Annotated in this window: 25 protein-coding genes; 19 read left to right on the forward strand and 6 right to left on the reverse strand. The window is 56.9% G+C overall.

The genetic code is table 11. From position 1 onward, the window contains the following. Positions 1–13: 13 nt before the first annotated feature. From LA04_RS08965 to rimL, 4 genes are all read left to right on the forward strand, one after another. Positions 14–1,183: a pyridoxal phosphate-dependent aminotransferase gene (locus LA04_RS08965; protein WP_047651261.1), complete on the forward strand. Its 1,170-nt coding sequence runs from the start codon at positions 14–16 to the stop codon at positions 1,181–1,183. A 10-nt stretch (positions 1,184–1,193) separates the two neighbouring features. Further along, on the forward strand, positions 1,194–1,967 hold the full coding sequence (locus tag LA04_RS08970; RefSeq protein ID WP_025756391.1) for a transporter substrate-binding domain-containing protein: 774 nt from the start codon (positions 1,194–1,196) through the stop codon (positions 1,965–1,967). Between the two features lie 356 nt (positions 1,968–2,323). Further along, entirely contained in the window at positions 2,324–3,979 is a 1,656-nt protein-coding gene (locus LA04_RS08975) for a glucan biosynthesis protein D (RefSeq protein ID WP_047651262.1), read from the forward strand. Positions 3,980–4,024: 45 nt separating this feature from the next. Further along, positions 4,025–4,573: a 50S ribosomal protein L7/L12-serine acetyltransferase gene (rimL, locus tag LA04_RS08980; protein ID WP_047651263.1), complete on the forward strand. Its 549-nt coding sequence runs from the start codon at positions 4,025–4,027 to the stop codon at positions 4,571–4,573. Here the strand turns inward: rimL and ydcK are convergent. Further along, positions 4,568–5,548: a YdcK family protein gene (gene ydcK, locus LA04_RS08985; protein ID WP_047651264.1), complete on the reverse strand. Its 981-nt coding sequence runs from the start codon at positions 5,546–5,548 to the stop codon at positions 4,568–4,570. The two genes, rimL and ydcK, sit on opposite strands and share 6 nt — an antisense overlap. 133 nt (positions 5,549–5,681) lie before the next feature. Between ydcK and tehB the strand changes: the two genes are divergently transcribed. Beyond that, positions 5,682–6,278 (forward strand): tellurite resistance methyltransferase TehB, encoded by a 597-nt coding sequence (tehB, locus tag LA04_RS08990; RefSeq protein WP_152594363.1) that lies wholly within the window; start codon positions 5,682–5,684, stop codon positions 6,276–6,278. On the opposite strand, the gene pepT is transcribed toward tehB, so the two are convergent. Then, on the reverse strand, positions 6,275–7,504 hold the full coding sequence (pepT, locus tag LA04_RS08995) for a peptidase T (protein WP_047651266.1): 1,230 nt from the start codon (positions 7,502–7,504) through the stop codon (positions 6,275–6,277). The two genes, tehB and pepT, sit on opposite strands and share 4 nt — an antisense overlap. A gap of 111 nt (positions 7,505–7,615) precedes the next feature. On the opposite strand from pepT, the gene LA04_RS09000 reads away from it, so the two are divergent. Continuing rightward, complete coding sequence (locus LA04_RS09000) at positions 7,616–9,211, forward strand: ABC transporter substrate-binding protein (protein WP_047651267.1); 1,596 nt, start codon at positions 7,616–7,618, stop codon at positions 9,209–9,211. A gap of 135 nt (positions 9,212–9,346) precedes the next feature. Next, entirely contained in the window at positions 9,347–10,021 is a 675-nt protein-coding gene (locus LA04_RS09005; RefSeq protein WP_047651268.1) for a DUF3313 domain-containing protein, read from the forward strand. Between the two features lie 34 nt (positions 10,022–10,055). Here LA04_RS09005 and LA04_RS09010 read toward each other — a convergent pair whose 3' ends face one another. Then, positions 10,056–10,952, reverse strand: a complete 897-nt coding sequence (locus LA04_RS09010) for a DMT family transporter (protein ID WP_047651269.1) — start codon at positions 10,950–10,952, stop codon at positions 10,056–10,058. 173 nt (positions 10,953–11,125) lie between these two features. On the opposite strand from LA04_RS09010, the gene LA04_RS09015 reads away from it, so the two are divergent. Further along, positions 11,126–11,998, forward strand: a complete 873-nt coding sequence (locus LA04_RS09015) for a helix-turn-helix transcriptional regulator (RefSeq protein ID WP_047651270.1) — start codon at positions 11,126–11,128, stop codon at positions 11,996–11,998. Here the strand turns inward: LA04_RS09015 and LA04_RS09020 are convergent. Next, positions 11,978–13,144, reverse strand: a complete 1,167-nt coding sequence (locus LA04_RS09020) for a benzoate/H(+) symporter BenE family transporter (RefSeq protein WP_047651271.1) — start codon at positions 13,142–13,144, stop codon at positions 11,978–11,980. The two genes, LA04_RS09015 and LA04_RS09020, sit on opposite strands and share 21 nt — an antisense overlap. Positions 13,145–13,236: 92 nt before the next feature. Here LA04_RS09020 and LA04_RS09025 point away from each other — a divergent pair, with 92 nt between their 5' ends. Together LA04_RS09025 and LA04_RS09030 are read left to right on the forward strand one after the other, a co-directional pair. Beyond that, on the forward strand, positions 13,237–13,764 hold the full coding sequence (locus LA04_RS09025) for a helix-turn-helix domain-containing protein (RefSeq protein ID WP_047651272.1): 528 nt from the start codon (positions 13,237–13,239) through the stop codon (positions 13,762–13,764). An 80-nt stretch (positions 13,765–13,844) separates the two neighbouring features. Continuing rightward, a complete protein-coding gene (locus tag LA04_RS09030; RefSeq protein ID WP_047651273.1) occupies positions 13,845–15,809 on the forward strand; it encodes a peptidase U32 family protein in 1,965 nt (654 codons plus the stop codon). On the opposite strand, the gene LA04_RS09035 is transcribed toward LA04_RS09030, so the two are convergent. Next, positions 15,810–16,040, reverse strand: coding sequence for a DUF2554 family protein (locus tag LA04_RS09035; protein ID WP_047651274.1), 231 nt, complete (start codon positions 16,038–16,040; stop codon positions 15,810–15,812). Positions 16,041–16,283: 243 nt separating this feature from the next. Here LA04_RS09035 and LA04_RS09040 point away from each other — a divergent pair, with 243 nt between their 5' ends. Further along, positions 16,284–16,646, forward strand: coding sequence for a hypothetical protein (locus LA04_RS09040; RefSeq protein ID WP_047651275.1), 363 nt, complete (start codon positions 16,284–16,286; stop codon positions 16,644–16,646). A 154-nt stretch (positions 16,647–16,800) separates the two neighbouring features. On the opposite strand, the gene ftrA is transcribed toward LA04_RS09040, so the two are convergent. Next, positions 16,801–17,808 (reverse strand): transcriptional regulator FtrA, encoded by a 1,008-nt coding sequence (gene ftrA, locus LA04_RS09045; RefSeq protein WP_047651276.1) that lies wholly within the window; start codon positions 17,806–17,808, stop codon positions 16,801–16,803. Between the two features lie 73 nt (positions 17,809–17,881). On the opposite strand from ftrA, the gene LA04_RS09050 reads away from it, so the two are divergent. The 8 genes from LA04_RS09050 (at position 17,882) to zinT (ending at position 25,895) form a co-directional block, all read left to right on the forward strand. After that, a complete protein-coding gene (locus LA04_RS09050) occupies positions 17,882–18,295 on the forward strand; it encodes a rhodanese-like domain-containing protein (protein ID WP_047651277.1) in 414 nt (137 codons plus the stop codon). 156 nt (positions 18,296–18,451) lie between these two features. Continuing rightward, the gene (locus LA04_RS09055; protein WP_047651278.1) at positions 18,452–19,555 is read left to right on the forward strand and encodes a cobalamin-independent methionine synthase II family protein; all 1,104 of its coding nucleotides are present in this window, start codon (positions 18,452–18,454) and stop codon (positions 19,553–19,555) included. A 199-nt stretch (positions 19,556–19,754) separates the two neighbouring features. Then, positions 19,755–21,026, forward strand: a complete 1,272-nt coding sequence (gene urtA / locus LA04_RS09060) for an urea ABC transporter substrate-binding protein (RefSeq protein WP_047651279.1) — start codon at positions 19,755–19,757, stop codon at positions 21,024–21,026. A 22-nt stretch (positions 21,027–21,048) separates the two neighbouring features. Continuing rightward, positions 21,049–22,623 (forward strand): urea ABC transporter permease subunit UrtB, encoded by a 1,575-nt coding sequence (gene urtB / locus LA04_RS09065; RefSeq protein WP_047651280.1) that lies wholly within the window; start codon positions 21,049–21,051, stop codon positions 22,621–22,623. Further along, positions 22,623–23,696 carry an urea ABC transporter permease subunit UrtC gene (gene urtC / locus LA04_RS09070; RefSeq protein WP_047651281.1) on the forward strand — a complete coding sequence of 358 codons (1,074 nt, stop codon included), beginning with the start codon at positions 22,623–22,625 and terminating at the stop codon, positions 23,694–23,696. Before urtB ends, urtC begins: the two co-directional genes overlap by 1 nt. Further along, entirely contained in the window at positions 23,696–24,493 is a 798-nt protein-coding gene (gene urtD, locus LA04_RS09075; RefSeq protein WP_023311769.1) for an urea ABC transporter ATP-binding protein UrtD, read from the forward strand. The genes urtC and urtD overlap by 1 nt, the downstream gene beginning before the upstream one ends. 9 nt (positions 24,494–24,502) lie before the next feature. After that, entirely contained in the window at positions 24,503–25,201 is a 699-nt protein-coding gene (urtE, locus tag LA04_RS09080; RefSeq protein ID WP_047651282.1) for an urea ABC transporter ATP-binding subunit UrtE, read from the forward strand. A 52-nt stretch (positions 25,202–25,253) separates the two neighbouring features. Further along, positions 25,254–25,895 (forward strand): metal-binding protein ZinT, encoded by a 642-nt coding sequence (gene zinT, locus LA04_RS09085; protein ID WP_047651283.1) that lies wholly within the window; start codon positions 25,254–25,256, stop codon positions 25,893–25,895. The last annotated feature ends 142 nt before the right edge of the window (positions 25,896–26,037 follow it).

Genomic DNA, 26,037 nt, shown 5'->3' on the forward strand with positions numbered 1-26,037 from the left:
GAAGGGAAAGAGGATGACTTTACGAACGCCTGTGCAAACGCGCTCCAAACTGCCGGATGTGGGAACCACCATTTTTACCGTTATCGGCCAGCTCTCGGCGCAGCATAACGCGATTAACCTTTCTCAGGGCGCACCGAATTTTTCCTGCGACCCGAAGCTGATTGCGGGCGTCACCCGCGCAATGGAGGCGGGGCACAACCAGTACGCGTCGATGACCGGCCTGCAGCCGCTCAGGGAACGTATTGCCGATAAAATTGCTACGCTCTACGGCACGCAGTATGACCCTGCCAGCGAGGTGCTGGTGACCGCCAGCGCCAGCGAAGGGCTCTATTCGGCGATTAGCGGGCTGGTACATCCGGGCGATGAGGTGATCTACTTTGAGCCGTCCTTTGACAGCTACGCGCCGATTGTTCGTCTGCAGGGGGCAACCCCGATCGCCATCAAGCTCACGGTGCCGGATTTTGCCGTCAACTGGGATGAGGTTCGCGCCGCGATCACGCCGCGCACGCGCATGATCATCATCAATACGCCGCACAACCCGAGCGGTCAGGTCTTCTCCGCCAGTGACCTGCAGCAGCTGGCGGCGCTGACGCGCAACACCGACATCATTATTTTGTCTGACGAAGTGTACGAACACGTCGTTTTTGACGGTGAGCCGCACCACGGGATGGCCACGCACCCGCAGCTGGCGGAGCGCAGCGTGATTATTTCCTCTTTCGGAAAAACCTATCACGTCACCGGATGGCGCGTGGGTTACTGTGTTGCACCGGCGGTACTGATGGACGAGATTTGTAAAGTGCATCAATTTTTAATGTTTTCTGCCGATACGCCAATGCAGCACGCGTTTGCTGAGCATATGGTCGACCCGCAAACCTGGCTATCGCTGTCTGCGTTTTACCAGCGCAAGCGCGATCTGCTGCACAGCCTGCTGGCCGATTCACCGTTTACGCTGCTGCCGAGCGCCGGATCGTTCTTCATGCTGGCGGACTACAGCCAGTTCAGCGACGAACGCGACAGCGAGCTGGTGAAACGGCTGATCGTTGAGTACGGCGTTGCCACCATTCCGCTGTCGGCGTTTTATGCGGACGGTACGGATAATAAATTGATTCGTCTCTCTTTTGCGAAAGATGAGGCGACGTTACGGGCAGGTGCCCAGGCCCTGTGTCGGGTTAAACCACGCTGAGGAGTATTAGATGAAATTACGCGCGTTAGTTGTCGGCATGGGATTGCTGTGTACTTTTTCTTCCTTCGCGGCCACCGAGCTGCGTTACGGGCTGGAAGCGGAATACCCGCCGTTTGAGAGCCGCAATGCGGCGGGCGAACTGGAAGGGTTTGACGTTGAGCTGGGGAATGCCATCTGCAAAGCGGCAGCGTTGAAGTGCAGCTGGGTTGAAACCTCCTTTGATGCGCTGATCCCGGGCCTGGTGGCGAAGAAATTTGATGCCATCAACTCGGCGATGAACATCACCGAGCAGCGCCGCAAGAGCATTGATTTTACCCAGCCGATCTACCGTATACCGTCGCAGCTGGTCGGCAAGGCCGGCACGGCGGTTGAGGCAACGCCAGAAGGGCTGAAGGGTAAAACCATCGGCGTGCTGCAGGGATCCATTCAGGAAACCTATGCCAAAGAGCACTGGGAAAAGCAGGGTGTCACCGTGGTGTCTTATAAAGATCAGAATATGGCCTGGGGCGATCTGCTGAATGGCCGTATCGACGCCTCGCTGGTCATGTCCGCGGCCGGGCAGGCAGGTTTCCTCAGCAAGCCGCAGGGGAAAGGGTTTGGCTTCATCGGCAAACCGGTGTCTGACGACACTATCCTCGGCAGTGGGATCGGTTTTGGGTTGCGTAAAGGTGACGAGGCCACCAAAAAGCAGCTTGATGCCGCGATTGATAAAGTACGTGCCGACGGCACGATCGCTAAACTCGCTGATAAGTACTTCCCGGGTATCGATGTCAGCGTAAAATAACCGCCTCATTCGCCCCGTCAGCTGATGTCCTGACGGGGCATTTTTAATACACTTCATCCTTCAAGCTACCTCTGCGTTGGCTACGTCTGTTCACCCCAGTCACTTACTTAAGTAAGCTCCTGGGGATTCTCAGAATTGCCGCCTTGATCCAGCATGAATGATTTTGTGTATTTACTGTTTTTTACACCACTTTCGGGCCGTTCTGGTCGACAGAAAATATTTCTCACTTTGTTCATATAATCACCGGCCAACAATTGGATTCTTAACCATTTTTGTTTAGGCTGTGCGTTCTTTCTTGCCGTCATTTCGCCGAGCGCGAAACACATTCACACGACCATAAGGACGTTTTTCCAGGCATGAATCGCAGACGTTTTCTAAAAGGCTCGCTGGCAGTGGCAGCCCTGAGCGGCACATCTGGCCTTGCTTCCCTGTTTTCCAAAGCGGCATACGCTGCCGACTCTGACATTGCTGACGGCCAGAGCCGTCGTTTCGACTTCTCCGTACTGCAATCCATGGCGCATGACCTGGCGAAAACCCCGTGGGGTGGCGCGCCGCGTCCGCTGCCGGACACGCTGGCAACCATGACGCCGCAGGCGTACAACGCCATCCGCTACGATGAAAAACAGTCACTGTGGAACAACATTGAAGGGCGTCAGCTGGACGTGCAGTTCTTCCATATGGGGATGGGGTTCCGCCGCCGCGTGCGGATGTTCTCGCTGGACCAGTCGACCTCTATGGCGCGCGAGATCCACTTCCGTCCGGAGCTGTTCAGCTACGGTGAAACGGGTGTGGATACCAAACAGCTGGAAGGGCAAAGCGATCTCGGGTTTGCGGGCTTCCGCGCCTTTAAGGCGCCGGAGCTGGCGCGTCGCGATATCGTCTCTTTCCTGGGCGCGAGCTATTTCCGCGCGGTGGATGACACCTACCAGTACGGCCTGTCTGCCCGCGGTCTGGCGGTAGATACCTTTACCGATACGCCGGAAGAGTTTCCCGATTTCACGTCATTCTGGTTTGAAACCGTCAAGCCCGGCGACACGACTTTTACCGTCTATACCCTGCTGGACAGCCCGAGCATCACGGGTGCCTATAAATTCGTGATCCACTGCGAGAAGAGCCAGGTGATTATGGAGGTGGAAAACCATCTCTACGCGCGAAAGGACATCAAGCAGCTCGGCATCGCGCCGATGACCAGCATGTTCAGCTGCGGCAATAACGAACGCCGCATGTGTGACACCATTCACCCGCAAATTCATGACTCCGACCGCCTGGCAATGTGGCGCGGCAACGGGGAGTGGATCTGTCGTCCGCTGAACAACCCGCAGAAGCTGCAGTTCAACGCCTATATGGACAAAAACCCGAAAGGTTTCGGCCTGCTGCAGCTCGACCGCGATTTCTCGCACTATCAGGACGTGATGGGCTGGTATAACAAACGCCCGAGCCTGTGGGTGGAACCGCGTAACAACTGGGGGAAAGGCGCGGTTGGCCTGATGGAGATCCCGACCACCGGCGAAACGCTGGATAACGTGGTCTGCTTCTGGCAGCCGGAAAAAGCGGTGAAAGCGGGCGACGAGCTGGACTTCAAATATCGCCTCTACTGGAGCGCCATGCCGCCGGTGCGTTCTCCGCTGGCCAACGTCTTCGCCACCCGTACCGGCATGGGCGGCTTCCCGGAAGGCTGGGCACCGGGCGAAAATTACCCGAAAGTGTGGGCCCGTCGCTTTGCCATCGACTTCGTCGGCGGCGACCTGAAGGCCGCTGCGCCAAAAGGCATCGAGCCGGTGATTACGCTCTCCAGCGGTGAAGCGAAGCAGGTTGAGATCCTCTACGTTGAGCCGTTTGACGGCTATCGCATCCTGTTTGACTGGTATCCGACGTCGGATTCAACGGAGCCGGTGGATATGCGCCTGTTCCTGCGCTGTCAGGGCGATGCCATCAGTGAAACCTGGCTGTACCAGTATTTCCCACCGGCGCCGGATAAACGTATCTACGTTGACGACCGGATAATGCGTTAACGATCGATTCCCTCTCCCTTCGGGAGAGGGATAGGGTGAGGGGCAATGACCGCAGCAAAATCCGAAATAATCCCGGTATCTGACGCTCTCGAGCTTCGCGCCGTCGAAGAGCGCTACGCCGCCGATCTGCATAATCTCGTCGTCAAAAACAAAACCTTTTTGCAAACCGCCTTTGACTGGGCGCAGCACGTCGGCAGCGAGGAGGATACCCGCCGCAACGTGCAGAGCAATCAGATGCTGCATCAGCGCGGCTACGCCAAAATGTTTTTGATCTTCAAGAGTGATGCGCTGGTCGGCGTGCTGTCGTTCAATGCGATTGAGCCAGCCAACAAAGCCGGATACATCGGCTACTGGCTGGATGAAGCCCATCAGGGGCAGGGCATTCTCTCCCGGTCACTGCAGGCTTTTATGCGCTACTACGCTGAGCGCGGAGAGATCCGCCGTTTTGTGATCAAGTGTCGGGTGGCGAATCAGCACAGCAACAGCGTTGCCGTCCGCAACGGTTTTACGCTGGAAGGGTGCCTGCGGGAAGCGGAATACCTGAATGGCCGCTTTGACGATGTGAATATCTACGGAAAGATCTACGTCCTATAACGCTCCCAGCAGCGGGGTGCGGGTGATGCGCTGGTCGCCGTTAATCACCTTTTCGCCGCGCAGGTGAATGCTCTCCCCGGCAAACGCTTCAATGACCGCATCATCTGTGATTTCAACCCGATGTTCGATCAGCACGTCCCCGCTGATCCGCGCGCGTCCCTGGATCACCACCTTATCATCCAGCATGATCGGCCCGCCGCGCAGCCAGGCCTGACCGCCAATCAGGACGTGATGCTTGATGACGCAGTTTCCTTCCACCACCGCATTCTCCACAATCTGAGAGCTGTAGCGCACCGTCGGAATAGCATCGTCGTCATAACCGGCAATCACGCGGGCGTTGCCATAGACCTTTGCGCAGTCGCACACCCACACGTTGTTGAGTTCGTTACCCTCGAGGATCGCGTTGTCGAAGACTTCGGCGCGGTGCTCAATAAAGGCAAAATTCACCATCGCCTCGCCGTAGATTTGTGCCTGATGCACAATGCGCGACTGGCTCACCGTCGCCTTATCGTAGATTTGCAGGATCTGGTCATGATCCGGCGTCAGCCCTTTGGCGGCAATGATAACGCTGTTGTGCAGCACGCGCGCTTCACCGTAGATATGGCACTCGCCCCGCACGCAGGAGTGCTGAACGGTGACATTGTCACTTATGCGTGCTCCGTGGCTTACCTCCGCCCCGTCCAGCCAGCAGCTGCCGCTGATATGCGCGTCGTGGCTAACGATGCAAGGCAGGGTAAGCCGCGCGTTGCCGGACACGGTTGCACCGGCGAACACCACGCTGTTTTCGTCGTAGATCCAACAGACGCCGTCCTGCGCGAGGGCGCGCTCATCATCAATCCATCCGCCTCTCGTCCCGACCGTCACGTCGTTAAAATCCGCCGTCGCGATAATCTGCCGCAGCGTGACGGAGTGGGTAGTTTCGCCGTTTTTCCATTGCCAGAGGCGGGTTTCGTCGCTAAGGCGATATTTATTCATCTTTAGGTCTCTGATAAGCGTCTTAACTAAACGTAGCAAATTTTTCGGTTTTCGAACGGTTGGCAACAAGACGGTAAACGCCTTAAAATGGCATTCAGAATGCACTTTCAGATTATGCAGGCTCAGGAAAAAAATAATGACCGTCGACGAGAATTACTTTACAGAGAAATATGGCTTAACCCGCACCCATTCAGAGGTGCTGTTCAGTGCGGCACAGATTAAACCGGGCAAAACGCTGGACCTGGGCTGCGGCAATGGCCGCAACAGCCTTTATCTGGCGGCCAACGGTTACGAGGTGACCGCGTGGGATAAGAACCCGATGAGCATCGAGAATATCGAGCGCATCAAGGCGGAAGAAGGGATCGATAACCTCCATACGGCGATCAAAGATCTCAACAACCTGAGTTTTGACGGCGAGTACGATTTCATTCTCTCCACCGTGGTGCTGATGTTCCTGGAGTCAAAAACCATCCCGGGACTTATCGCTAACATGCAGCGCTGCACCAAACCCGGCGGCTACAACCTGATTGTTGCCGCGATGGACACGGCGGATTACCCGTGCACCGTCGGCTTCCCGTTTGCGTTCAAAAGCGGTGAGCTGAGCAACTACTACGAAGGCTGGGAGTTGCTCAAATACAATGAAGACGTTGGCGAACTCCACCGCACCGATGAAAACGGTAACCGCATCAAGCTGCGCTTTGCCACGATGCTGGCGCGCAAGCCCGCTTAGCGGGCGGCCAGCAGGCAGATCTGCAGGGCAGTCTTATAAGACGCCTCGAACGACGACAGCGGCAGGAATTCAAACTTCGAGTGGAAGTTATGCGCGCCGGTGAAGAAGTTCGGCGTGAGCAGCCCTTTTGCCGAGAGCGCCGCGCCGTCGGTACCGCCACGCATGGGCGTCGGCTTCGGCGTGATGCCGAGCGATTTCATCGCCTCGAACATCAGATCGATGGCGCGTCTGTCCTCTCCAATCGCATTGCTGATATTGCTGTAGGTATCTTCAATGCGATAGTCCACCCTGGCCGTTGGATACTGGGCGGCAATCCGCGCGGCAACGTTGGCAATCTGCTGCTTGCGGGCGGCAAAGCTGTCCTTGTCAAAGTCGCGGATATTGGCCTTAAGAACGGCCTCGTTCTGTCCGGCCTGAATGCCGTTAAACCAGACATAGCCCTCACGCCCCTCGGTGCACTCCGGCGTTTGCTGGCGGTCAAAATGGCTGATGTAGTCAGTCGCCATCAGCAGGGGATTCACCAGCACGCCTTTGGCGGACATCGGGTGCGCCGTTACGCCGGTAAAGCGGATTTCAGCGGCTGCCGCATTAAAATTCTCGTAGACAATTTCCCCCAGCTCGCAGCAGTCGATAGTCCAGGCGAAGTCGACGTCAAAGCGCTTAAGGTCCAGCGCTTTTGCACCGTTCAGGCCGATCTCTTCGTCAGGCACAAACGCCACGACGATATCCCCGTGCTGATGTTCCGCGGTCAGGTTTTCCAGCACCGTCACGACCACCGTGACCGCCGATTTATTATCCGCGCCCAATACGCTGGTTCCGTCGCTGAAAATAATCTCCTCATTCGGATACGCCAGAATTTCAGGATGCTCGTTAACCCGCAGCCAGATGTCTTTCTCTTTATTCAGACAGAGATCTTCACCGGTAAAGGTTAATATTTGTGGATGAATATCCGGTGATAATCCCACGTCCACGGTATCAATATGGGTAATAAAGCCGATGCGCGGCGCACCGGGCACGTTGCCTTTTTTAACCGCCGTTACCGTGGCGAATTCATCAATAACAATGTCGTCTAAACCCAGCTGTGACAGCTCCTGCGCCAGCTCCCGCGCCATGTCGTGCTGGCCCGGCGTTGAGGGCAGGGTTTTGACTTTGGGATCGCTCTGGCTGGTGATCGCGAGATAGCGGAAAAAACGGTGCGTTAATTGTCTGGAAAGCGGCGAGCCCATAGTGATTTATTCCTTATTTATTTTTCAGGTGTTTGCCACATCACTTTAATGTTATTTATGAAATGGCAAAAGAATTAATTAGCCGTCGAATTAAAAAGACAGGAATAAATGATGAAAAGCAAACTCACAACTTTAACGCTGGCGCTTGCTGCGCTCACGGTCAGTTCCACCGTTGCCGCGAAAACGCTGGTGTATTGCTCCGAAGGATCGCCGGAAAACTTTAATCCTCAGCTATACACCTCGGGAACCAGCGTGGACGCCAGCGCCGTGCCGGTCTATAACCGGCTGGTTGATTTCAAACCCGGCACCACGGAGCTGGTGCCGAGCCTGGCGGAGCGCTGGGAGGTGAGCGACGACGGCAAGGTTTATACCTTCCATCTGCGTAAGGGCGTCAAATTCCAGAGCAATAAATCCTTCACGCCGACCCGCGACTTTAACGCCGACGACGTGATTTTCTCGTTTATGCGTCAGAAAGACGTGAATCATCCGTATCACAACGTCTCTAACGGCAGCTACTCGAACTTCGAAAGTCTGGAGTTTGGCAGCCTGATAACCGGCATTGATAAAGTTGATGACCACACCGTGCGCTTTACCCTGGCGCACCCGGAAGCGCCGTTTGTCGCCGATCTGGCATGGTATTTTGCCTCGATCCTATCCGCGGAATATGCCGACGCGATGCTCAAAGCGGGTACGCCGGAGAAGGTGGATATGGAGCCTATAGGCACCGGCCCGTTTAAGCTGGCCCAGTATCAGAAGGATTCGCGGATCCTGTTTACGGCGTTTGCCGACTACTGGCAGGGGAAATCGAAGCTGGACCGGCTGGTGTTTAGCATCACGCCGGATGCCTCCGTGCGTTTTGCCAAAATTGAAAAGAACGAGTGTCAGGTGATGCCGTTCCCGAACCCGGCGGACCTGCCGCGCATGAAGGCGAACAAAGACATCAATCTGATGAGCAAAGCCGGACTGAATACCGGCTTTCTGGCGTTCAATACCCAAAAGCCACCGCTGGATAACGTGAAAGTCCGTCAGGCGCTGGCGATTGCCATCAATAAACCTGCCATTATTGATGCGGTTTTCCACGGCACCGGCACTGCGGCGAAGAACCTGCTGCCGCCGGGCGTCTGGGGCGCAGACAGCGAGCTTAAGGATTACGATTACGATCCTGAAAAGGCGAAAGCGCTGCTGAAAGAGGCTGGTTTTGCCAGCGGCGTGAGCGTCGACCTGTGGGCGATGCCGGTGCAGCGTCCGTACAATCCGAATGCGAAACGCATGGCGGAGATGATTCAGGCCGACTGGGCGAAAATCGGCGTACAGACCAAAATCGTGACCTACGAGTGGGGCGAATACCTTAAGCGCGTGAAGGGCGGGGAACATCAGGCCGCGCTGATGGGCTGGACGACCGCAACGGGCGATCCCGACAACTTCTTTGGTCCGCTATTTACCTGCACCTCGGCAAACGGTGGCTCAAATTCGGCGAAATGGTGCTATAAGCCCTTCGATAATATTATCGCGGAAGCAAAATCAACGACCGATCGCGATAAACGCGTGGCGCTGTATAAAGAGGCTCAGCAAATGATGCATGACCAGATGCCGGCGGTGATGATTGCGCATTCAACCATTTTCGAGCCGGTGCGCAAGGAGGTGACGGGCTATGAAATCGACCCATTTGGCAAACATCTGTTCTGGCAACTGGATATAAATCAGTAATTTTTCACTGCCCGGCACGCCTCCGGGCAGTCTTTTTGCAATTTGTGCTCTCCGCATCATTTTTTGTCACAACAAACCCGTCGGTCTTTTGCTATAACTTCAAATGCATACTTGCAGATAACATGGAAAACTATCATGCGTACTCAAACTTTTTTTAAAGTTGCAGTGCTTACTGGTCTGTTGGCGTTAGCGGGCTGTTCTTCAAAAGTCGCGGCTCCCGAACAATATTCTGGCTTTTTAAAAGACTATTCCGGCTTGCAGCAGACGACGTCTGCGACGGGGAAACCAACGCTGCGTTGGGTTGATCCTTCTTATAACGAAGCTAATTACGACAGTATTCTCTGGACGCCGATTACTTATTATCCTGCGCCTAAACCGACCACTCAAATTGGTCAGAAAACGCTTGATGAGCTGTTGAATTATACAAATAACAAAATGAAAACCGCTATTGGTACCCGTAAGCCAGTCGTGACCACGCCGGGTAAACACAGCCTGATTTTCCGCGGTGCAATTACCGGGGTGAGTTCGCAGAAAGAAGGTCTGCAGTTCTATGAAGTGGTGCCGGTCGCGCTGGTGGTAGCAGGTACGCAGATGGCAACCGGACATCGCACCATGGATACCCATCTTTACTTTGAAGGTGAGCTGATTGATGCGGCAACCAATAAGTCCGTAATGAAGGTGGTTCGTAAAGGCGAAGGTAAAGAGCTGGCAAACGAAAATACGCCGATGGGCTTTGCGACGCTGAAACAGGTAGTTGATGACATGGCGACGGACGCCACCATGTTTGATGTGAAAAATACCGCGAAATAAAATAAAACGGCCTGCTTAATGCAGGCCTTTTTATTTACGCCGTTCGTAAGCGTCTGAACCAGGTTTCTGGTTTGGTAAACATCACCATATTTCCCCCCAGAATCAGCAATAACCCCACGATTCCGTTGATATGCCAGACGTAGCCTTCGTACACTGTGGAGATGGACAGCGCCACCAGCGGGAAGAGCAGCGTACTGTAGGCCGCTTTGCCGGGACCGATACGTCCCACCAGCGTGAAGTAGGCGCCAAAGGCAATCACCGAACCAAACAGCGCCAGATAGAGCAGCGCGCCAATGTAGCTGATGGTCCACTCTGGCGCGAAGCTGTCGCCTCTGAGCAGGGCAATGCAACCCATTACCAGCGTGCCGTAGAGCATCGCCCAGGCGTTGGTGGTCATGGTTTCCAAGCCTCTGCGCTGGTGACGCATGCTGATCATATTGCCCAGCGAGAAGCCGTAGGTGCCGAGCGCGGAAAGACCAATCCCGGTCAGGAGCGACGCGCTCCAGCCGCTGGCCAGCAGATCGTCCCAGAAGAGGGTGACGATCCCAGTCAGGCCCAGTGCCGCCGCCGTCCAGAAACGCGCGGGCGGGCGCTGCCCGAAGAAAATAAAGCTGTTAATAGCGTTATAGAGCACGGCCATGGAGAAGATCACCGACTCCAGCCCGGTATTGATATGTGCCGCTGCCGTATAAAAACACCAGAAGTTAAAGCAGAAAACGCAGCATCCCTGGAGCATACAAAAGAGGTGATCCCGCAGCGCCAGCTTGCGCAGGCGGCGCAGGGCGAGTAACACCACCATCATCGTGAGGCTGGCGACGGCGAAACGCCAGAAAATCGAGACGGGCGCCGCCACGGGGCCCTGCTGCAGGAAAATCGCAATCCAGGTGGTTCCCCAGATGACCACCACCAGTCCGTATAATAATGCGTTCATATTTTTCTCTTCTCAAACCACGGAAGCCCGCAGTATGCCGCTGAGATCGGTCAGGGGCTTTCACCGGCTTGCGGTAGACTTGCAAATTCTTGCGCTTTTTTCTTCCCCGGGGGCTGGCAACGGGAGACAACTCTTCTTAGACTGATATTCCAGTCAATCACGCGCTTACGGTCATGTCTCACGCTTACGATACCTTTGAAACGCTTTGCCAACAGAATGCGGTCCTGCGGGAAACCGTCTCGCTGAACTCGGGCATTCAGCTGGCAGCGTGGTACAACAAGCACGATACAATAACGGTAAAAAGTAACCACCATACCCTGAGCCTGTACGTGGCGGACGGCTACGAAAGCTACCAAAAAACGCCGGGCGGCTGGAAGAACGGCGGGGGGCCGGACCGTTTCTGCTTGATGCCAAAAGAGAGCGAATCGACGTGGGATATCCGCGATGACCTGTCGTTTGTGCATCTCTACTGCACCGACGAACACCTGCGCGACGTGGGGGAAAAGATCTGGGATAAGCGCCCGCTTTCGCTGACGCTGGACGAGCGCATTTTTGGTAGCGATCCGAAGATCACAGCGCTGTATCGCCAGTTTTTGCTCGGCTGCGACTGGCAGCAGCACGCCAACCAGCTCACCCTGAGCACGGCCTCTACGCTACTCCTGACCCATCTGCTGCAAAACTACTCTAACGTTCAGTGGAAGCTGCCGGTCGTCACCGGCGGGCTATCGCCATTCGTGCTGCGCAACGTGCTGGCCTTCATCGAAGAGAACCTCGGGCAACCCCTGACGCTGGCTGAACTGGCGGCGCAGGCCGCCCTCAGCGAATACCATTTTGCCCGCATGTTCCGCCAGTCGACGGGGCTGGCGCCGCATCAGTACGTGATGCAGAGAAGAATGGAAAAAGCGAAGGCGCTGGTGCAGAACACGGCGACGCCGCTAACGGACATCGCCCTTGCCTGTGGGTTTAACTCCGCCAGCCACTTCAGCAACCGCTTTCGCAGCGCGACGGGCATGACGCCTTCGCAGCTACGCGCGGCGCGCGCGTGAAAACAGGGCATAGCAGACGCCGCCCAGCACCAGCCCCCAGAATGCCGAACCGATGCCGAGGATCGTGACGCCGCTCGCGGTCATCAGAAACGTGACGATAGCCGCGTCGCGCTCCGCCTCGTGATTCAGCGCCTGATATAAACTCCCGCTAATGGTTCCCAGCAGCGCCAGACCGGCGAGCGTCTGGATCCAGCTGAGCGGCAGAGCGGCCATCAGCCCGGTAATCGAGCCGCCGAAAATCCCCGCCAGCAGATAAAAACCTCCCGCTGCGACGGCCGCCAGCCAGCGTTTATCGGCGTCCGGGTGTGCATCCGGGCTTTGGCAAATGGCGGCGGTAATGGCCGCGATGCATATTGAAAAGACGCCAAACGGAGAAAACAGCAGCGCCAGTCCGCCCGTCACGACGATAAGCGGCGAGACCGCCAGCGGGTAACCGGAGGCTTTCATCGTGGCGAACCCCGGCGCGTTCTGAGAGGCCATGGTCACCAGGAAGAAGGGCATGCCAATACTCACCAGGCTGGTGAAGGTGAACGTGGGCGCAATAAACTCAGGCATCGCAAGGGAGAGCGTGAGCTTATCCGTGACAACGTCACCGCCCGCCCATGCCACGATACCGCCGACGAGCAGCGTGACCACGATGGCATAGCGCGGCGCCAGCGCTTTTGCCATCAGCCACGCCGCAATCATGCTGCCGCACAGCAGAAAGTGACCCTCCAGGTGCGCAAACGCGTGCAGGCCAAACTGCAGCAACACGCCTGCCAGCATGGCGGCAGCAAGCGAATGGGGGATCAGCCTCATCAGACGGGCGAAGAGCCCGGTGATGCCGCAAAGTAAAATGAGCCCGTTAGCAAAGATGAACACGCCGATCGTTTCCGGCAGCGTCACGCCGTGCAGGCTGGTGGCGAGCAGCGCCGCGCCGGGCGTTGACCAGGCGGTCAGCACCGGCGCTTTGTACCACCAGGAAAGCGCCAGCGTGCTGACGCCCATCCCAATCCCCAGCGCGGTCATCCAGCCTGCGATCTGCTGTGGGCTAGCACCAGCCGCCGCGGCTGCCTGCCAGATAATGGCGGCCGAGCTGGCGTAACCGACCAGCACGGCGACAAATCCAGCCAGTGCGACTGGAACAAGGTGAGAGGAAGGGCGCATGAAAACTCCGTTGTGCGTTATAACGTCCGATATAAGGTAACACTGTGCGCTATAGCGTACAAGTGGTATGCTGATCGCCATCAGGAGGGACCATGGACATCACACTACACCTTGCAACAACGCTGAAAACGCTGCGCCAGGCGCGCGGCTGGAGTTTGTCGAAGCTCGCGGACGAGACCGGCGTGTCAAAAGCGATGCTGGGGCAAATCGAGCGCAATGAATCCAGCCCGACGGTGTCGACGCTGTGGAAAATAGCCACCGGGCTGAACGTGCCGTTTTCCGCGTTCATCACGCCGGAGGCGGATCGGCAGGCGGTGTTTGACCCGCAGCAGCAGGCGATGGTGGTCAAACCGCTTTTTCCGTGGGACGAGACGCTCGGGTTTGATTATTTCTCGATTACGCTGGCACCCGGCGCGCTGAGTGAATCCACGCCGCATGAGGCGGGGGTGATTGAACATGTGGTGGTGGTCAGCGGCGAGCTGGAGATGAAGCTCGAGGGCAAATGGCAGACGATATCTGCCGATTCGGGCGTCCGTTTCGCCGGCGATAAACCGCACGCCTACCGCAACAGCAGCGACCGAACGGTGCATTTTCACTCCCTGATTCATTATCCCCGCTGACGCTACGCAAAACTGTTTCGCTGACGCATACTTCTGACTACAATAGCCGCCATTTTGACCATAACGGATAACGACGAAGTATGCGCCTGCAATCCCATCATCTTGAACTTTTAAGCCCGGCCCGCGACGCCGCCATTGCCCGTGAAGCGATCCTTCACGGCGCTGACGCCGTCTACATTGGTGGCCCTGGCTTCGGTGCCCGCCATAACGCCAGCAACAGCCTGAGCGATATTGCTGAACTGGTGCCGTTCGCCCATCGTTTCGGGGCGAAAGTGTTCGTGACCCTGAACACCATTCTTCATGATGATGAGCTGGAGCCTGCGCAACGTCTGATTACCGATCTCTACCAGGCCTGCGTTGATGCCCTGATCGTTCAGGACATGGGCGTTCTGGAGCTGGATATTCCGCCCATTGAACTGCATGCCAGTACCCAGTGCGATATCCGCACGGTCGAGAAGGCGAAGTTTCTCTCCGACGTCGGCTTTTCGCAGATCGTTCTGGCGCGCGAGCTGAACCTGAATCAGATACGCGACATTCACAAGGCGACAGACGCGACGATTGAGTTCTTTATCCACGGTGCGCTGTGCGTGGCGTATTCCGGTCAGTGCAATATTTCCCACGCGCAGACGGGCCGGAGCGCCAACCGCGGCGACTGTTCTCAGGCCTGCCGTCTGCCGTATACCCTGAAAGACGATCAGGGCCGCGTCGTGGCGTTCGAAAAACACCTGCTTTCTATGAAGGACAACGATCAGACGGCCAACCTGGGTGCGCTGATCGACGCGGGCGTGCGTTCCTTCAAGATTGAAGGGCGCTACAAAGATATGAGCTACGTGAAGAACATCACAGCGCACTATCGCCAGATGCTGGACGCCATTATCGAAGATCGCGGCGACCTGGCGCGCGCGTCGGCCGGGCGCACCGAGCATTTCTTTATTCCGTCGACGGACAAAACGTTCCACCGCGGCAGCACGGACTATTTTGTTAATGCCCGTAAAGGGGATATCGGCGCGTTCGACTCACCGAAGTTTATCGGTTTACCGGTGGGTGAAGTGCTGAAAGTGGCGAAAGATCACCTTGATGTTGAAGTGACGGAGCCGCTGGCGAACGGCGATGGCCTTAACGTGATGATTAAGCGTGAGGTGGTAGGCTTCCGTGCCAATACGGTCGAGAAAACCGGCGAGAACCGCTACCGCGTCTGGCCGAATGAAATGCCCGCCGATCTCTACAAGGCGCGGCCGAACGCGGCGCTTAACCGTAACCTCGATCATAACTGGCAGCAGGCGCTGCTGAAAACCTCCAGCGAACGCCGTATCGCCGTGGATATTGAGCTGGGCGGCTGGGAAGAGCAGCTGATTCTGACCATGACCTGTGAAGACGGCATTAGCGTGACGCATACGCTCGATGGTCATTTCGAGGTGGCAAACAACGCGGAAAAAGCGCTTAACAGCCTGAAGGATGGCGTGGCGAAGCTGGGCCAGACGATTTATTACGCGCGCGCGATCGACGTGAATCTGCCGGACGCGCTGTTCGTGCCGAACAGCCTGCTTAACCAGTTCCGCCGCGAAACGGCAGAGATGCTGGATGCCGCGCGCCTGGCACAGTATCCACGCGGAAGCCGTAAAGCGGAAACCGTCCCTGCGCCAGTCTACCCGGACACCCATTTATCCTTCCTCGCTAACGTCTACAACCATAAAGCGCGTGAATTCTATCATCGCCACGGCGTACAGCTGATCGACGCAGCCTATGAAGCGCATGAAGAGAAGGGCGATGTGCCGGTGATGATCACCAAGCACTGCCTGCGCTTTGCCTTTAACCTGTGTCCTAAGCAGGCGAAAGGGAACATTAAGAGCTGGAAGGCCACCCCCATGCAGCTGGTAAACGGTGACGAAGTGCTAACTCTTAAATTCGACTGTCGTCCCTGCGAAATGCATGTGATTGGTAAGATGAAAAACCACATCTTCAAAATGCCACAGCCCGGCAGTATTGTGGCGTCCGTCAGTCCGGACGATCTGATGAAAACCCTGCCAAAACGCAAGGGCAGCTAATTACCTAACGTGCGTGTCCGGTTTGCGCGATTTCAGCCACAGGTGGTGTTCGCGCAAACCCTCCGCCGACTCTTCCGCAGCGCTTCGCAACTCATCGCTGTCGGCTTCATGACGAAGCTGATGCGCCACATTCTTGACCCATAAATATTCGTGTCCTTTGTGCCCGGCCATAAGCTGGCCGGAAAACAGCGCACAGACAAGCATGACGAAAGATAACCCTTTTTTAATCATGGATTCACCGCTTAAAAACAATGCGGGGTAATCATGTCGATTATTTTTAAGGGTTATTATTCAAAAATTAAAATTAGCGAAAAGAAAATGTCAAATATTGTGGATTCGGAATTACGGTTAAGACATTTCCTAAAAGTCATCTGAAACTTTGTAAAGCTCCATTTCTGGACCACAATTGGATATTTGCATTAAGGATAAATCTTATATAATAGTTATCTCGGGCTAAGGAACAGGTCATTCATAATGAAAAAAATAATAGCGCTTGCGCTTCTGGCGGTGGCTGTTGGAGCTGTTGTTGGGATTCGTTATGCAGGTAATGAAGAACCAGAATATATTCAGTCTGCAGAAATTCGCGTGGGTTCCTATTTAACCAGCGATTATGGTGGCGTTGCCTGCTCCAGCAAAAAAATAAACGATCGGCGCTGGGAATTAGATTGTACTCATCAGGCAAGAGGAAAAACATTCCAGTTCGCGGTGTATCCCTCTGAAAAAGCACCTTATGGTGTCGCTCGCTCCTTTTATCTTGAAGCCCTTAATGACGACGCAAAACAGAGCGCTGAGCAGGGGCTTATGCGTTATTTGCAGATCAATACCCATGCAGGTTAATAAGACTGTTTAACCTTCGTTAAGACAACGGGTGTTAGGTTGTAGGAGATCCGCAGCCCGGCCATGGAGTGTCGGGACGTAGAGACCAAAACACAAATCTATCCATGCAAGCATTTACCGCCAGTTAATGGCGGTTTTTTTTGCACTTATGCCGCTAGCGGGCAGTGTCAGAACGTGAAAACTGTTTGCGATACTGAGCCGGGGAAAGCGCGAACTGCTGGCGAAAATGATGACGCAACGTTGATGCCTGCCCAAACCCGGTCTGCTCAGCGATGCTGTCGACGCTTAACCGGCTGCTTTCCAGATAATCTTTTGCTCTCAGCAGGCGCTCATTGATTAACCAGCGTGCGGGCGTCGTTCCCGTTGCCGCCTCGAAGCGACGAAGGAAGGTGCGCTGGCTCATTCCGACCCGACGCGCCAGGGAGTCGACGCTGTGCGACTCGATAAGATGCGTGTGCAGAAAATCAAATAGCTGTCCGAGACGCTGGCTCTCCCGCAGCTGCGCCACAGGGCGGCTAAGCTGCTGCGGCTGTGAACCATCCCGGTGTGGAGGAATGACCAGCCGACGCGCCACGCTGTTGGCGGTTTCCATGCCATAATCCCGCCGCACAACGTGCAGACAGAGATCGATTCCCGCCGCGCTGCCAGCGGACGTCAGAATATCGCCTTCGTCCTGGTAGAGCACATCTTCAACCACGTCGATGTCAGGGTAACGGGCTTTAAGCGCGTCAATGTAGCGCCAGTGCGTCGTGGCTTTGCGGCCGTTCAGCAGCCCCGTTGCGGCCAGCACAAACACCCCCGAGCAGATGGACAGCAGCCGGCATCCTCGTTCGCTGGCCTGACGTAATGCCTCGCTGAGCGCGTCCGGAACCGGCGAGTCCAGCCCACGCCAGCCGGGAACCACAATCAGATCCGCAGACGCAAGCAGGCTTAAATCACCATCGGTAACGATGCGGATCCCGCCAGTTGCCCGAAGTTCACCGCTGTCCACGCTCGCCACCGCAAAACGATACCATTCGTCGCCCAGCTCGGGACGCGGCAGGCCGAAGATCTCCACCGCTACGCCAAACTCAAAGGTACACAGACCGTCATACGCCAGCACGACCACCTGCGGGCGGGCAATTTGTCTTAAGTTTGTCATCTTTTTGCTGTTTTCTGGCATAAGCGAACGCATTCACGGGCTGAATTTGTGGATAGAGTAGTGTTAACACAAACGCCAAAGATGAGGAAGGATCATGAGCTATGTTACTGAATTTCCGGCTGCCGAGCCGCAGGAAGCCGTTACCCATTTTCTGCGCCGCCTGAGCGTTGAAACCGACTGTGCGGATGTGCATCACGCCATCGCCAATAATGAGCAGGATTTTGTTTTGCTGCACGTGGTGGGGAGTCCGGAGCAGTTTGCCCGCCGTCACGTGCCGGGCGCATTGCACCTGCCGCGGAGTCAGATGACTGCCGGGCGCATGGCCGAATGGCCTGAAGGCACGCTGTTCGTCGTTTACTGCGCAGGTCCGCACTGTAACGGCGCGGACAGAGCCGCGCTGAAGCTGGCGCGCCTCGGGCTGCCGGTCAAAATTATGCTCGGGGGGATCGCCGGATGGGAAGATGAAAAGTTCGCCTTTGCCAGCAGCGAAACCGCCGTCGCGCTGTGAAGATGAATTTTTTTCAACACCCGTGAAATTTTCTCGTTTGCCGGAACAGGACAGGTATGACATCTTTTTTGGACATTTAGACATCCAGAAGTCTAAAACTTCAAATGATGAATTATCACTGCTGGCAATTATCGCCGGCAGACTGAGGAGATTTCCATGCAACGACAGCACGCCCCGTACCGCGCCGACGTAGTCGGCAGTTTTTTACGCCCGGATGCCATCAAGCAGGCTCGCCTGAAGTTCGCCAGCGGCGAGATTGACGCCGGACAGCTTCGCGCGGTGGAAGACGATGCCATTCGCCACGTCGTTGAGCAGCAGTGCGCGTGCGGCCTGCATGTGGTCACCGACGGTGAATTTCGCCGTGCCTGGTGGCACTTCGACTTCTTCGACGGTCTGCAGGGGGTTGAGCGTTACGATTCACAGCAGGGGATCCAGTTCAACGGGGTACAAACCAAAGCCCACGGCGTGCGCGTCACCGGAAAGCTGGGCTTTGGCGACCATCCAATGCTGGAAGATTTCCGCTATCTGAAAAGCATCAGCGGCAATGCTCAGCCGAAGATGACCATTCCCAGCCCGAGCGTGCTCCATTTCCGCGGCGGGCGCAAAGACATCGATGCGACGGTGTATCCGGATCTGAATGACTATTTCGACGATCTGGCGACCACCTGGCGCGACGCCATCCGCGCATTTTACGACGCGGGCTGCCGCTACCTGCAGCTGGACGACACCGTCTGGGCCTATCTTTGTTCGGACGACCAGCGCCGTCAGATCCGCGAGCGGGGCGATGACGCCGATGAGCTGGCGCGCATCTATGCCCGCGTCCTGAACAAGGCGCTGGAAGGCAAGCCGGACGATCTGACCATCGGGCTGCACGTCTGTCGCGGTAACTTCCGTTCAACCTGGATTTCCGAAGGCGGCTATGAGCCGGTGGCGGAAGTGCTGTTCGGAACGGTCAACGTTGACGCGTTCTTCCTTGAATACGACAACGACCGCAGCGGGGATTTCGCGCCATTGCGCTTCATTCGCCCGGGCAAACAGCAGGTGGTGCTGGGTCTGATCACCACGAAAAACGGCGAGCTGGAGAACCCGGAGGGGATTAAAGCCCGTCTGGAAGAGGCGGCAAAATACGTGGCAAAAGAGCAAATTTGCCTCAGCCCGCAGTGCGGCTTTGCCTCTACCGAAGAGGGCAACAGTCTGAGTGAATCCCAGCAGTGGGATAAAGTCCGTCTGGTCACGCAGATCGCCAGCGAAGTCTGGTAAGACTCTTCCACAGCGCTGCATTATAAAAGTGCAGCGCTGTGCCATTCTGAGTCGTTCTCTTTACATCCCGCGTTCCCCCACCTGAAATAGCGCTTCCTCCATTCTGGCATCCTTTTTGCTCCTGCTTCGCTGACACATTTTTTTCCGCGTCCACGCCGTAACGGACGTTTTGACAGCGTTCTTTTTCAGGAGTGAAAATATGCAGCGTCGTACCTTATTAAAAGCCTTTGCGTTATCCGCGTCAGTCGTGGCGATGGGAATGAGTTTTGGCGTGCAGGCGGCCGATACCATCAAAGTGGGGATCATGCATTCTCTTTCCGGCACCATGGCCATATCCGAAACGCCGCTGAAAGACGTCGCGCTGATGACCATCGACGAGATCAACGCCAAAGGCGGCGTGCTGGGTAAAAAACTGGAGCCGGTGGTGGTGGATCCCGCCTCAAACTGGCCGCTGTTTGCCGAAAAGGCGCGCCAGCTGTTAAGTCAGGATAAAGTGGCGGTGGTATTCGGCTGCTGGACGTCGGTATCGCGCAAATCCGTGCTGCCGGTCTTCGAGGAGCTGAACGGCCTGTTGTTCTACCCGGTACAGTATGAAGGCGAAGAGATGTCGCCAAACGTCTTCTATACCGGCGCGGCGCCGAATCAGCAGGCCATCCCGGCGGTGGAATACCTGATGAGCGAAGACGGCGGCGCGGCGAAGCGCTTCTTCCTGCTGGGCACGGACTATGTTTACCCGCGCACCACCAACAAGATCCTGCGCGCTTTCCTGCATTCGAAAGGGGTGGAGGATAAGGACATCGAAGAGGTTTACACCCCGTTTGGTCATAGCGACTACCAGACCATCGTCGCCAACATCAAAAAATTCTCTGCGGGCGGCAAAACCGCCGTGGTGTCGACCATCAACGGTGACTCCAACGTACCGTTTTACAAAGAGCTGGCTAACCAGGGCCTGAAGGCGACCGACGTGCCGGTGGTGGCGTTCTCCGTGGGCGAAGAAGAGCTGCGCGGGATCGACACCAAACCGCTGGTGGGTAACCTGGCCGCGTGGAACTACTTTGAGTCCGTCGATAATCCGACTAACCAGGCGTTCGTGGCGGATTACAAAGCCTATGCGAAGGCGCACAAGCTGCCGAACGCCGACACCGTGGTGACCAACGACCCGATGGAAGCGACTTACGTAGGGATCCATATGTGGGCGCAGGCGGTGGAAAAAGCGGGCACGACCGACGTGGATAAAGTGCGTGCGGCGATGGCCGGTCAGTCCTTTAAGGCGCCGTCAGGCTTTACGCTCACCATGGATGCCACCAACCACCATCTGCATAAGCCGGTCATGATCGGTGAAATCGAAGGCAACGGTCAGTTCAACGTGGTGTGGCAGACGGAACAGCCGGTACGCGCCCAGCCGTGGAGCCCGTTCATCGCCGGAAACGATAAAAAGCCCGACCAGCCGATGAAAACCGTCAGCAACTAAGCCATCACCAGGGAGAAACGTCATGAACGCCATGCGCATGTCCATCGCTCTTGTATGGCTTTCCGGACTGCTGCCAGGGATGGCGCAGGCATCGGATGCCGATCGTTTTGTTGCCGCCAGCCGCAGCCAGCAGGCGGAGTTGCTGACGCAGTGGGCCGAAGCGCCGGACGCCGCGAGGCTGCCGCTGCTGCAGGCACTGCAAAAAGAAAACCTCTATGCCGACAGCCAAAAGCACGCCTTTGCGCAGCGCAACGGTCAAATGGTCTCGCTCGGTGACGCTAAGTCGACCGAAGGGGCAGCCAAAGCCGTTCGTCTGACCAACCGGCTTCGGGTTCTGGCCGCCACGGCAATCGCTACGCATCAGCTGATGAGTGACAGTGTCACCGAAAGGCGAGCGGCAGCCCGTCAGCTTCAGCGGGATGCCCAGCCAGGAATGCTCGCTTTTCTGGAAAAGCGGGTAAACGATGAAACGGACGCGGTGGCACGTCGGGCGCTTTTACTGGCGGTGGCGAATCTCCAGCTCTCCAGCCCGCAGGCAGAGGTGCGCCGCAAGGCTGTCGAATTATTAGGGCAGTCCGACGATCCGGACGTGGAGTCCAGACTTACCCCGTTTACCCAGGCGCAGACCGAGCCGGATGCCGGGGTTCGCGCCGCCGCGCAGGAGAGTCTGAGCCAGATCCAGCATCGACTGATGTGGGGCGATCTGCTGGGCCAGGCGTTTATGGGGCTGTCCCTCGGGTCGGTACTTCTGCTGGCCGCGCTGGGGCTGGCTATCACCTATGGCCTGCTGGGCGTCATCAATATGGCGCACGGCGAGATGCTGATGCTGGGGGCGTATGCCACCTGGATGGTGCAGCAGGCGATGGCCGGGCTTGCACCCCAGTGGCTGGCGCTCTATCCCGTTATCGCCTTGCCGGTCGCGTTCTGCCTGACGGCGGGCATTGGAATGGTGCTGGAGCGCACGGTGATCCGTCATCTGTACGGTCGTCCGTTGGAAACGCTGCTGGCAACGTGGGGCATCAGCCTGATGCTCATCCAGCTGGTGCGCATGACCTTTGGCGCCCAGAACCTGGAGGTCGCCAACCCGGCATGGCTCTCCGGCGGGGTGCAGGTTTTTGCCAACCTGACGCTGCCGTGGAACCGCATTGTGGTGTTGGGCTTCGTTCTGCTGGTACTGTTCTTTACCTGGCTCATTCTGAATAAAACCCGTCTGGGGCTGAACGTGCGCGCGGTGACGCAGAACCGCAGCATGGCCGCCTGCTGCGGGGTACCGACAGGCCGCGTGGATATGCTGGCATTTGGGCTTGGATCAGGAATTGCGGGGTTAGGCGGCGTGGCGCTATCCCAGCTCGGTAACGTCGGCCCGGAGCTGGGACAGGGCTACATCATTGACTCCTTCCTCGTGGTGGTGCTCGGAGGCGTAGGCCAGCTGGCAGGCAGCGTGGCCGCGGCGTTTGGTCTGGGCATTTTCAATAAAATTCTGGAACCGCAGATGGGTGCGGTGCTGGGCAAGATCGTGATTCTGGTGGCGATCGTGCTATTTATTCAAAAACGCCCTCAGGGGCTGTTTGCGCTGAAAGGGAGGGTGATTGACTGATGAGCCAGCCGCTGACCTTAACGCTGGCGCGCAAAGCGCCGCGCACAACGCAGATTGCTGGCAGCCTGCTGGTGGTGTGTCTGCTGATATTACCGTTTTTCGCCTTACTGCCTGCGACGCATCCGCTGGCGCTGTCGACCTGGATGCTGACGCTGACTGGCAAGATCCTCTGCTATGCCATCGTTGCGGTGGCGCTGGATCTGGTGTGGGGCTATGCCGGGATGCTCTCTCTTGGGCACGGCATCTTCTTCGCCCTGGGCGGCTACGCGATGGGCATGTACCTGATGCGCCAGGCCGCGGGTGATGGTCTTCCCGCGTTTATGTCGTTTCTCTCCTGGAGCGAACTGCCGTGGTTCTGGTGGGGAACCCAGCATTTTTCCTGGGCGCTGGTGCTGATTGTGATGGTGCCGGGGCTGCTGGCGCTGGTGTTCGGCTGGTTCGCCTTCCGCTCAAAGATCAAAGGGGTCTACTTCTCGATTATGACCCAGGCGCTAACCTATGCCGGGATGCTGCTGTTCTTTCGCAACGAAACTGGTTTTGGGGGCAACAACGGCTTTACCGGCTTCACCACGCTGCTCGGGTTTTCGGTAACGGAAACGACCACCCGCATCGCGCTGTTTCTGGCGACCGTGCTGTTGCTGATTCTGGCGTTGGGCACCGGATTTGCACTGGCGAAGAGCAAGTTTGGCCGCATCCTGACCGCCGTTCGCGACGCCGAAAACCGCCTGACGTTTTGCGGCTACGATCCGCGCGGGTTCAAGCTGCTGGTATGGACGCTCTCCGCCGTGCTGTGCGGCCTGGCGGGGGCGCTGTACGTCCCGCAGGTGGGCATTATTAACCCCGGTGAAATGTCGCCGACCAACTCAATAGAAGCGGCAATCTGGGTGGCGCTGGGCGGGCGCGGCACGCTGGTCGGGCCGGTGATTGGCGCGGCGCTGGTGAACGGGGCGAAGAGCTTCTTCACCGTCGCGATGCCGGAATACTGGCAGCTGTTCCTGGGGCTGATTTTCATCGCCGTCACGCTGTTTTTACCGCGCGGCGTCTACGGTCTGTTTCGAAAGGGAGAGAAATAATGCAGCCAGCCGAAGGGTTATTCACCCGCCAGTTGCCGGGCGATCGTTACCGTGAACAGACCGACCCGGTTCTTCAGCTTGAGGCCATTAACGTCAATTTTGACGGGTTTCAGGCCCTGACCGATCTCTCGCTGAATATCGGCGTGGGCGAGCTGCGCTGCGTGATTGGCCCCAACGGCGCCGGTAAAACCACGCTGATGGACGTTATTACAGGCAAAACGCGGCCAAAGAGCGGCAGGGCGATTTACGATCAGTCTATCGACCTGACCGCGCTGGAGCCTGCGGCCATTGCCCGCCAGGGGATCGGGCGTAAATTCCAGAAGCCCACGGTCTTTGAAGCGCTGACCGTGTGGGAAAATCTCGAAATCGCAATGAAAACCGATAAATCCGTCTGGGCGAGCCTGCGGGCGAAACTCAACGGCGAGCAGCGCGACCGCATTGATGAGATGCTGGTTTTGCTGCGCCTCAGCAGCGAGCGCGACCGTCGCGCCGGGCTGCTTTCGCACGGGCAAAAACAGTTTCTTGAAATCGGTATGCTGCTGGTGCAGGACCCGCACCTGCTGCTGCTGGACGAACCGGCCGCCGGGATGACCGACGCGGAAACGGAATACACCGCCGAGCTGTTCAAAACGCTGGCGGGTAAGCACTCCCTGATGGTGGTGGAGCACGATATGGGCTTTGTTGAGACCATCGCCGACCACGTCACGGTGCTGCATCAGGGACGCGTGCTGGCGGAAGGTTCACTTCGCGAGGTGCAGGCCAACGAGCAGGTGATTGAGGTCTATCTCGGGCGCTAAGGAGCGATGATGTTACAGGTTAACGAACTGAATCAGTATTACGGCGGCAGCCATATCCTGCGCGGCGTGAGTTTTGAGGCCGTCACCGGAGAAGTCACCTGCCTGCTGGGGCGCAACGGCGTGGGGAAAACCACGCTGCTGAAGTGTCTGATGGGGCTGATCCCGGCTAAAACCGGGGAGGTCATCTGGCAGGGTAAAAAGATCACCCACAGCAGGCCACACCAGCGGGTGCAGTCTGGCGTAGCGTACGTCCCGCAGGGCCGCGAGATTTTCCCGCGCCTGACCGTGGAAGAGAACCTTCTGCTCGGGCTGTCGCGTTTTTCCGCCCGCGAGGCGAAGCAGGTTCCGGATGAGATCTGGCAGCTGTTTCCGGTGCTCAAAGAGATGAAGCATCGCCGCGGGGGCGATCTCTCAGGTGGACAGCAGCAGCAGCTGGCGATTGGTCGCGCGCTGGCGAGCCGTCCGCAGCTGTTGATCCTCGACGAACCGACCGAAGGCATACAGCCATCCGTCATTAAAGAGATCGGCCATGTGATCCGCACTCTGGCGAACCGAGGCGACATGGCGATCCTGCTGGTGGAGCAGTTTTACGATTTTGCCGCCGAGCTGGCCGACAGCTATCTGCTGATGTCGCGCGGCTCCATCATTCAGCGCGGGCGGGGTGAAAATATGGAGCAGGAGGGCGTACGCGGCCTGGTTGCGATCTGAAATGTTATAATATAACATCCTCATTTTTATAAAACGGAATGAGGATGTTACTTTGGCTGCACATATTGGGAAATTTGCCATGACTCTGGGGGCGCTGCTGGTCAGCGGCCACCTGTTTGCACACTCGCACGGCCACCAGATGACCGAAGCGGAACAGAAAGCGGCGAACGGCGTGTTTGAGGATAAAGACGTCAAGGACAGGCAGCTGTCTGACTGGGACGGAACCTGGCAGTCGGTCTATCCGTTCCTGTTGGATGGCTCGCTGGATCCGGTCTTTAAGCAGAAGGCCCAGAAGGATAAAAGTAAATCCTTTGACGAGGTGAAAGCGTACTACCGCACGGGTTATGCGACGGACGTGGATGCCATCGGCATCGAAAATAACGTGATGGAATTTCATAAAGGCAAAACGGTTAGCCGCTGTCAGTATGATTACAGCGGTTATAAAATACTGACCTACGCATCGGGCAAAAAAGGCGTTCGCTATCTGTTTGAATGTAAGGATGCCGGCAGCAAGGCGCCGAAGTTTGTTCAGTTCAGCGACCACACCATCGCCCCGAAGGCCTCTTCGCACTTCCACATTTTCATGGGCAACACCTCCCACGAGGCGCTGCTGAAAGAGATGGATAACTGGCCGACCTATTATCCAAATGAGATGTACAAAGAGCAGGTGGTAGAGGAAATGCTGCACCACTGATGCTTTATTGCCGGGTGGCGGCTACGCCTCACCCGGCCTGGAAACGCTACGCCACCTTCGGTGACTCGCACCACGCCTTCACGCTCATCCCACGCAAAATCATCAGCCACGCAATGACGATGGCGACCATCATGATGACAAA

This window comes from Enterobacter sp. UCD-UG_FMILLET (assembly GCF_000762975.1).
In the GTDB taxonomy this organism is placed as follows: Bacteria; Pseudomonadota; Gammaproteobacteria; order Enterobacterales; family Enterobacteriaceae; genus Enterobacter; species Enterobacter dykesii.

Bases quoted from the DNA above. Each gene is read 5' to 3' on its own strand.
- LA04_RS09020 (WP_047651271.1), bottom strand. From the start codon at position 13,144: ATGCGCCCTTCCTCTCACCTTGTTCCAGTCGCACTGGCTGGATTTGTC.
- LA04_RS09055 (WP_047651278.1), top strand. From the start codon at position 18,452: ATGCAACGACAGCACGCCCCGTACCGCGCCGACGTAGTCGGCAGTTTT.
- LA04_RS09035 (WP_047651274.1), bottom strand. From the start codon at position 16,040: ATGATTAAAAAAGGGTTATCTTTCGTCATGCTTGTCTGTGCGCTGTTT.
- LA04_RS09005 (WP_047651268.1), top strand. From the start codon at position 9,347: ATGCGTACTCAAACTTTTTTTAAAGTTGCAGTGCTTACTGGTCTGTTG.
- urtC (WP_047651281.1), top strand. From the start codon at position 22,623: ATGAGCCAGCCGCTGACCTTAACGCTGGCGCGCAAAGCGCCGCGCACA.
- rimL (WP_047651263.1), top strand. From the start codon at position 4,025: ATGACCGCAGCAAAATCCGAAATAATCCCGGTATCTGACGCTCTCGAG.
- LA04_RS09000 (WP_047651267.1), top strand. From the start codon at position 7,616: ATGAAAAGCAAACTCACAACTTTAACGCTGGCGCTTGCTGCGCTCACG.
- LA04_RS08975 (WP_047651262.1), top strand. From the start codon at position 2,324: ATGAATCGCAGACGTTTTCTAAAAGGCTCGCTGGCAGTGGCAGCCCTG.
- LA04_RS09040 (WP_047651275.1), top strand. From the start codon at position 16,284: ATGAAAAAAATAATAGCGCTTGCGCTTCTGGCGGTGGCTGTTGGAGCT.
- urtD (WP_023311769.1), top strand. From the start codon at position 23,696: ATGCAGCCAGCCGAAGGGTTATTCACCCGCCAGTTGCCGGGCGATCGT.
- LA04_RS09025 (WP_047651272.1), top strand. From the start codon at position 13,237: ATGGACATCACACTACACCTTGCAACAACGCTGAAAACGCTGCGCCAG.
- ydcK (WP_047651264.1), bottom strand. From the start codon at position 5,548: ATGAATAAATATCGCCTTAGCGACGAAACCCGCCTCTGGCAATGGAAA.
- LA04_RS09050 (WP_047651277.1), top strand. From the start codon at position 17,882: ATGAGCTATGTTACTGAATTTCCGGCTGCCGAGCCGCAGGAAGCCGTT.
- LA04_RS08970 (WP_025756391.1), top strand. From the start codon at position 1,194: ATGAAATTACGCGCGTTAGTTGTCGGCATGGGATTGCTGTGTACTTTT.
- urtE (WP_047651282.1), top strand. From the start codon at position 24,503: ATGTTACAGGTTAACGAACTGAATCAGTATTACGGCGGCAGCCATATC.
- LA04_RS09015 (WP_047651270.1), top strand. From the start codon at position 11,126: ATGTCTCACGCTTACGATACCTTTGAAACGCTTTGCCAACAGAATGCG.
- pepT (WP_047651266.1), bottom strand. From the start codon at position 7,504: ATGGGCTCGCCGCTTTCCAGACAATTAACGCACCGTTTTTTCCGCTAT.
- ftrA (WP_047651276.1), bottom strand. From the start codon at position 17,808: ATGCCAGAAAACAGCAAAAAGATGACAAACTTAAGACAAATTGCCCGC.
- urtA (WP_047651279.1), top strand. From the start codon at position 19,755: ATGCAGCGTCGTACCTTATTAAAAGCCTTTGCGTTATCCGCGTCAGTC.
- LA04_RS09030 (WP_047651273.1), top strand. From the start codon at position 13,845: ATGCGCCTGCAATCCCATCATCTTGAACTTTTAAGCCCGGCCCGCGAC.
- LA04_RS09010 (WP_047651269.1), bottom strand. From the start codon at position 10,952: ATGAACGCATTATTATACGGACTGGTGGTGGTCATCTGGGGAACCACC.
- urtB (WP_047651280.1), top strand. From the start codon at position 21,049: ATGAACGCCATGCGCATGTCCATCGCTCTTGTATGGCTTTCCGGACTG.
- LA04_RS08965 (WP_047651261.1), top strand. From the start codon at position 14: ATGACTTTACGAACGCCTGTGCAAACGCGCTCCAAACTGCCGGATGTG.